We start from the raw sequence: 6990 nt of genomic DNA, 5'->3' as shown, positions 1-6990 counted from the left end.
GGTCACAACACCCTCTGTCCCATCTCGCAATGAACACCCAACCACCGGGTGTCCGATCATCCGTGGGCCACGCGACCAACCGTCTGGGCGCATTTCCACGCGCCGCGGCGGACCGCTCGCCGCACATTCATGGCTCCCGCGGCCACCTCGGTCGACCATAAGGTCGCTATCAGCCGCCACCGCCGGACGGAACTTCAAGGGGCCGCACGGCACTGACGGCCGCCCGACGCGGGGGCCATCCGGTGGCCGACGGGCCGCCAGCGGATGACCGTCGGGTGGCCACCGGCCCCATCGGCGGCCCCGCGGCCAGCCGTCCCGCCCGCCAGGCCGGCCGCGGGGCGGGCCGGGGGAAGCCGGGCGTGGGGACACGTTCGGGGGCCTTCATGGTCACTTCGTGCCATCGAACCGGCGGCCTCCGGCTCCCCCCGAAAGTCCGAAAAGACGCTGATACGACACCACTTTCCGGGCGGTGCAACGAATCCGGTCGGGCGCCGGCGCCGGTGGGTCGCGCCGCGGCCGGGCCGCCGGGAACGGCCCCGGCGGCGGGCAGCGGCGGCGCCCGCGCGGACGTCGGAACCCACGCTCACCCTGGCCACGGGCCGCCAGCGGCCGGGGCCGGACACCGGTGGCCGGCCCCGGCGCTCAGTCCCGGACGGACAGCGGCGCCACGCCCTTGCCGGGCGGCCGGGTAGGCACGATCCGGTAGCGTCCGACCTCGTAGCGCGACTGCGCGTGCCCTTCCGCCAACGCCTCAGTGACCCAACCCACCACCGTCTCAACCGGCAGCCCGGCCTCATCGAGGACCACAATCGCGAAGCCGGGCGACGATGCGTAACGAGGGACGAGCCAGTGCCGGCCCGGGTGGCGCACCGGCAGGCCCCTCGGGGGTACCCGAACGGGTATGGCCCGGGGGGCACCTCCGGTGGGTGGTCCGAATGTTGGCTCAACGTCGGGTTGGTGTCGATAGCGGGACCAAGGTCCTGTGTAGCTGGCACTGTGCGCAGGATTCGGCGGTATGTCCCCCCCATCCCGGGTAGTCCGCGGCGGTGCGGGGGCCTGAACCTGGCGGTCCGCAGTTGGGTGTGTGGTGTGGGCGACCTTCTCAACCGCGAGGGGCACCGAGAGAGTGCTCGGTATTCCTGCCGAAGGGCTCGGCGGCGTCATGCAACCTCCCCGAAACAAAGGCGGTTGGATCAACAGTGATCCAGGGACAGTGGGCAGCAGGTACCCGATGGCTCAGAAGTGCCGGAGTTTCGGGCCATGACACAGTTCGCCGTTGCCCGACGACAGATTGCAACAGAAGGGTGCCTGACCCGCAACGGCTCGTTGCACCCTCCGATACAGATGCGGCTGGGAGGTTCACGGTGGAGGCTGAACGGCAACGCAATGATTCACTGGACGAGCTGGCAGGCATGCTCCAGTCATTGATCGGAGACAACGAGACAAACATCAGCAGACTGGCCGAGCGGACCGGCTTCAAGCGGCAGCAGGTGTCCAGGGCGGTAAACGGGAGGGAGGTGCCTTCACCAGATCTCTCCGATGCCCTGGACGTCGTACTCCCCTGCGGGGGGGCGATTCGCCGGCTGCGCGACGCCGCCGATCGGGAGAAGCGGGCGCGCCGCCTTGGTGTCGTCCCGCCGATGCGACGACCAAGCGATGAGTTTGTCCCTGCACCGGAGGGGATGCTTATTACCCATGGTGCACGGACCATTGACCATGAGGTGATTTCCACGAACCGGCGAGAGTTTGCTGCACTCCCGGCACTGCCGGCTCTGTCGGCGATCGCCGCGTCCACCCGGGCGCGGATCGAGACAGGCAGCGCATCGGACCGCACGCTCGACGAGCTGGAGTCCGACGTCGACGAGATCGCCCAGGTCTACGGCTCCGCCCCACATCTGGCGCTGTTGGGCGAGGTCGCGGAACGCTGGAAGCAGATCGAGTCGATCCTGGACGGCCGGATGTCCGCCGGCACCCGGGCCCGGGTGACACAGCTGGGCGGTCAGCTCACCTATTTCCTCGGACGGCTGGCGTTCAACACGAACGACTTCCGCTCCGCCCGCCGTTTTGCCGGGCTGGCCGGCACCTATGCCGACGAGATCGGCGAGCCGGTGCTGATCATGTCGGTCGCCGCGCTGCAGAGCTCGATCGCCTATCACACCCAGCGGTATCGGCAGGCGATCGCCGCGCTGAACCTCGTTCAGCAGGTTCGGCATCCGTACATGGACGGCCGGATGGCGGCCTACGAGGCCCGGGCATACGCGAAGATGGGTGACCAGGAATCCGCCCGCGACGCCCTGAACCGGATGGAGGCGGCCTCCTGCACGATGGCCCCGATGCCGGGTGAGACGCCGGTCGGTCCGGCCGCCGTCGCGATGTTCCGCTCCGGTGTCGCCATCAACATGGGGGATGTCGACATGGCCCAGGAATGGGCGCCGATCGCGATCGCCGGTTATCAGCGAAAGGGCGGTGACTACACCGTCGAGGAATCGCAGCACGCCTACATGTCGTACGCGTCGAAGTTCCTCATCGGACGGGAGCCGGAACCCGAGGAGGCCGCCCGTATCGCGATGGACGTCATCCGCACGGCACCGGACGAGCTGACGCATACTGTGAAGGCGAGGCTGCGCCAGTGCGCCTCCTCGTTCTCCCCGGCCCACCATCGAATCCCCGCGGTCTCGTCCTTCCTCGAGGCGTGCCGCACCCTTCCGGCAGGCGGTACTGGATGAGGACGAAAGCCACCCTGGTTACCATCCCGACCCTCTCGACCGACCGACTGGTTATGCGTCCGTTGCGATCCAGTGACGCGCCTGGCTTCGTCACGATCTGGTCGGACACCGAGTTCACCCGCTACATCGGCGGCCGTTGTGATCCCGACAGCGTCTGGCACGCGATGGCCGGCAACATCGGCTGCTGGGCACTGACCGGCGTGGGCCCGTGGGCCGTGGTCGAACGCGCCACCGGCGACCTCGTCGGCCGCGCGGGCCTGTGGACCGAACCGGGCTGGCCCGGCATCGAAGCGGTCTGGTTCATCCGCCGGGACCGTTGGGGTCGTGGCTACGCCCGCGAGGCCGGCACCGCCGCGATCAGCTGGGTGTTCGCCGAACGACCCGAACTCGCCGAAGTGATCTCGGTGATCCTGCCCGAGAACACCGCGTCCGTACGTGTCGCCGAACGCCTCGGCATGACCTGCGCGCGCCTTCAGTACCTGCACGGCGAGGAGCATGCCGTCTACGCCATCAGCCGGGCCGCCTGGTTCGACCGGCTCGCCGGCGCCGTGCCCCGTGGTGTCGCCGAGCGACCCGCCGCCGCGGCCGGCCTGCCCACCCCGCCACTGCCCGCCCACAGCTCCACCTGATCCCCCGAACCGCCTGATCCACCCGAACCAGCTGATCCACCCGAACCACCTGTGTCGCCTGGGCCGTCCGAGTCACCTGAGTCATCCCCCACCTGACTCATCCACCGTGACTCGCCCGTCGCCTCCTCGAGGCACCTGGGACACCGACCGCACGACGCCCGGCCCGACCACCCCGCTCCTTCTGGCCCGGACGCCCCGCGGTCGGGCAGGCCGCCGGCCGATCATCCCGATCGACCGCGCCCTGCCTGACCGACCCCCGCGCCCTGCCCGGCCAGCCCGCACCCGCGTGGCCGGCCCGCCCGCCCTGCCCCACCGGCCCGCCTGCCCTCTTCGACGAGCCCGCGCGCTCTGCCCCGCGGGCCCGCCCGCGCCGCCCCGCGGGTTCGCGTCCCGGGCCGTCCGTCCTCGCGTCCCAGGGTGGGCGACGCCGCGGCGCGGACGCGGTCTCGTCTGGCGGACCCTCCGGCCTGGAGCTACCTTCGGTGACGAGATGGGCGCATCCCTGGAGGTCGGGCCATGGCGAACGTGCGGCACGCAGTACCCCGCGGGCAGACGAACCATCCGGACGACGTCGACGGGAGCCACCGCGTCGACGGCCTAGCCAGCACCGACGGCCTGGTCGACTGGGACATCACCACCGGGGTGGGCATCACCGCGCTGGCCGTGGCCGCCGCCCGGGCGGTGGAAAGCGGCCAGCCGGACGCGATGTGTGACGACCCGTGGGCGGCGGCGTTCGTGCGGGCCGCCCACCTGCCGCATCCGATGCCGACGACACCCGCGGAGGTGGGCGACCACGCGTTACCGGACACGTGGATGCTGACCAACCGTTACCTGGGCATCCGGACGAAGTTCCTCGACGCGGTGGTCACCGGGGCGCTCGCGGACGGCATCCGTCAGACGGTCATTCTCGCCGCGGGGCTGGACACCCGGGCGTTCCGGTTGTCGTGGCCGGCGGGAAGCACCGTGTTCGAGATCGACCAGCCGCGGGTGCTGGCCTTCAAGCTGGCGGTGCTGCGGGCCCGGGGCGCGGTGGCGGGCTGCGTCCATCATCCGGTGCCGGTGGACCTGCGCCGGGACTGGGCGATGTCGCTGCGGGCGACCGGGTTCGACCCGGACACGCCGACGTTGTGGCTGGTCGAGGGGCTGACGCCGTACCTGCCGGCGCAGGCCGAGCTCCAGCTGCTGGCCGGGGTGGACGCCCACTCCGCCCCGGGCAGCCGGATCGCCGTGGAGGAGGCCCGCAGCATTCTGACCGCGGTCAGCGACGCCGAACTCGACGGCGCCCGGGACCGGTGGGGTGTCGACATGCGCGCGCTCGTCCACGACGACGACGATCGGGACGCCGCGGGAGTGCTGCGTGGGCTCGGATGGACGGTCAGCGCCGAGGGGATCGCCGCGGTCGCGCGGCGCTACGGCCATCCCGTCGCCGACGCGTTCGCGGTCACGGCGCAGGCGAGTCAGTTCGTGACCGCCGAGCGCCCGGGTGCAGCCGCTCCCACCCGGCCACGGTGACGGCCAGCAGCCCGAAGGCGGCGCCGGTGAGGCTGACCCCCGTCCATCCGCCCTGGCTGTAGGCGGCGTCGGCGGCCAGGGAGCCCAGCAGACCCCCGGTGAAGTAGGTGGCCATGTAGGCGGCGGTCAGCCGGCTTCGGGCCTCGGGGCGCAGCGCGTAGATCTCGCTCTGGTTGGTGATGTGCAGCGCCTGCACCGCCAGATCCAGCACCAGGACACCGACCACGAGTCCGGCCAGGTGCTGACCGCCCAGGCCCAGCGGCAGCCAGGACACCAGCAGCAGCCCCGCCGAGCCGATCGTGACCAGGCTCGCCCGCCCCCGGTCGGCGGCCCGGCCGGCCCCGGCGGCGGCCAGCACGCCGACCAGGCCGAGCAGACCGAACAGGCCGATGACACCGGTCGAATAGCCGTAGGGCGCCGCGCTGAGCAGGAACGACAGTGGCGTCCACAGGACGCTGAACCCCCCGAACGCCGCCGCCCCGTAGATCGCGCGTCGGCGCAGCACCGGTTCGTCCCGCAGCAGCCGTCCGACCGACGCCACCGCCTCGCCGTAACGCGGGGCGGTGGTGGCGTCCGGGCGGGGCCGTTCCGCCGGCAGCCGGACGGCGAGCACCACGCACATCACCACCTGCACCCCGCCGGCCACCCAGTACGGGGTGCGCCAGCCGCCCAGATCCGCGAGCCAGCCCGCGGCCGTGCGGGCCAGCAGGATACCCATCAGCAGCCCGCTCATCACCGTGCCCACGACCTTGCCGCGCTCGGCGTCCCCGGCCAGACTCGCGGCGAAGGCCACCCCGACCTGCGCGCTGACACTCAGCGCCCCGACCGCGATACCCGCGGCGAACAGCTGCGCCGGTGAGCTGGCCGTGGCCAGCACGACGAGGGCCGCGGCCTGGCCCGCGGTGAGCAGCGGGATGAGCCGGCGGCGGGCCACCAGGTCCCCGACCGGCACCAGCAGGCACAGCGCCACCAGATAGCCGGCCTGGGTGACGGTCACCAGCAGTCCCGCCGCCCCGGTGGACATCCCCAGGTCGGCGCGGATGTCGTCCAGCAGGGGTTGGGCGTAGTACATCGCCGCGACGCTGAGCCCGGTGCTCACCGCCAGCAGCGCGACCAGTCCCCGGCCGATCGCCGTGGTCGCCGGGGTCGCCGGGTCGGCCGGTGGCGGCCTGGTCAGGCCGCGGGAAGGTGCGTTCCGCTCGATCACGTCCCCAGCGTCGCCCCGCACGGATAACCTGTCCAACAGAACAATCAGCTTGGTTTCATCGGTGGGGGCGATGAGTTCGTCCGGCGGCTGATCGCCCGTGTGACAGCGGGCGCGCGGGCACGCACACGACACGCACCATGACGCGCACCGCGTCGAGCACCGCGACGCACCATGAAGCGCACCGTGATGGACCCGAGGAGTGGCATGGTGGAGCTACGGCAGCTGGAGCACTTCCTCGCGGTCGCCGAGGAGCTGCACTTCACCCGGGCCGCGCGGCGGGTGAACATCGTCCAGTCGGGGCTGTCGTCGTCCATCGGGGCGTTGGAGAAGGAACTCGGCGCGAAGCTGTTCGTCCGCAGCACCCGGGCCGTGCGGCTGACCCGGGAGGGTGAGGTGCTGCTGACCGAGGCGCGGCGGGTCCTGGCCGCCGCGCAGTCCGCGCGCACGGCCGTCGCCGGGGTCGTCAGCGGGGTGCGCGGACCGCTCACCATCGGGATCATGCAGAGTTTCCGGCGTGGGGTGACCGACGCGCTCGCCGCCTTCCACACCGCCCATCCCTCGGTGGACCTGCGCGTGGTGCAGGCACCCACGGTGATCCTGCTCGACCGGGTCGCCGGCGGGCGTCTGGACATCGCCTTCGCCTGCGTGGCGGAACCACTGGCGGCGCTGGAGGTCACCCCGCTCGACTCGGAGCCGATGGTGTTCGCCTGCCACGCCGGGCATCCGTTCGCCGCCCGGTCGTCGGTGACGCTCGCGGACGCCGCCGGCGAGTCGTTCGTCGACTACCCACCGGGATGGGGTGCCCGCACGATCGTCGACGCCGCGTTCACCGAACTCGGCATCAGGCGCCGCCCGGCCTGCGAGGTCGGCGACACCGACACCCTGCTCGACCTCATCGCCCACGGTCTGGGCGTCG

Annotated in this window: 6 protein-coding genes; 4 read left to right on the top strand and 2 right to left on the bottom strand. The window is 71.8% G+C overall.

The genetic code is table 11. From position 1 onward, the window contains the following. Positions 1-642: 642 nt before the first annotated feature. Positions 643-768 carry a hypothetical protein gene (locus G6R24_RS23415; protein WP_263864076.1) on the bottom strand — a complete coding sequence of 42 codons (126 nt, stop codon included), beginning with the start codon at positions 766-768 and terminating at the stop codon, positions 643-645. 596 nt (positions 769-1364) lie between these two features. Here G6R24_RS23415 and G6R24_RS16490 point away from each other — a divergent pair. From G6R24_RS16490 to G6R24_RS16480, 3 genes are all read left to right on the top strand, one after another. After that, complete coding sequence (locus G6R24_RS16490; RefSeq protein WP_163550129.1) at positions 1365-2726, top strand: NsdA family TPR-like regulatory protein; 1362 nt, start codon at positions 1365-1367, stop codon at positions 2724-2726. A gap of 53 nt (positions 2727-2779) precedes the next feature. Next, positions 2780-3355: a GNAT family N-acetyltransferase gene (locus G6R24_RS16485; protein ID WP_248816153.1), complete on the top strand. Its 576-nt coding sequence runs from the start codon at positions 2780-2782 to the stop codon at positions 3353-3355. A 516-nt stretch (positions 3356-3871) separates the two neighbouring features. Then, positions 3872-4867 carry an SAM-dependent methyltransferase gene (locus G6R24_RS16480; RefSeq protein ID WP_163550126.1) on the top strand — a complete coding sequence of 332 codons (996 nt, stop codon included), beginning with the start codon at positions 3872-3874 and terminating at the stop codon, positions 4865-4867. Here G6R24_RS16480 and G6R24_RS16475 read toward each other — a convergent pair. Further along, positions 4797-6074, bottom strand: a complete 1278-nt coding sequence (locus G6R24_RS16475; protein WP_225438622.1) for an MFS transporter — start codon at positions 6072-6074, stop codon at positions 4797-4799. The genes G6R24_RS16480 and G6R24_RS16475 overlap by 71 nt on opposite strands. 204 nt (positions 6075-6278) lie before the next feature. On the opposite strand from G6R24_RS16475, the gene G6R24_RS16470 reads away from it, so the two are divergent. Further along, on the top strand, positions 6279-6990 hold a 712-nt coding region (locus G6R24_RS16470), incomplete at its 3' end, for a LysR family transcriptional regulator (protein WP_225438621.1).

The organism is Candidatus Frankia nodulisporulans (assembly GCF_902806475.1).
Taxonomy (GTDB): domain Bacteria; phylum Actinomycetota; class Actinomycetes; order Frankiales; family Frankiaceae; genus Frankia; species Frankia umida.
Note: the sequence above shows the minus strand (reverse complement) of the source record. Positions and strands in the feature narration are given on the sequence as shown.

Bases quoted from the DNA above. Each gene is read 5' to 3' on its own strand.
- G6R24_RS16485 (WP_248816153.1), top strand. From the start codon at position 2,780: ATGCGTCCGTTGCGATCCAGTGACGCGCCTGGCTTCGTCACGATCTGG.
- G6R24_RS16480 (WP_163550126.1), top strand. From the start codon at position 3,872: ATGGCGAACGTGCGGCACGCAGTACCCCGCGGGCAGACGAACCATCCG.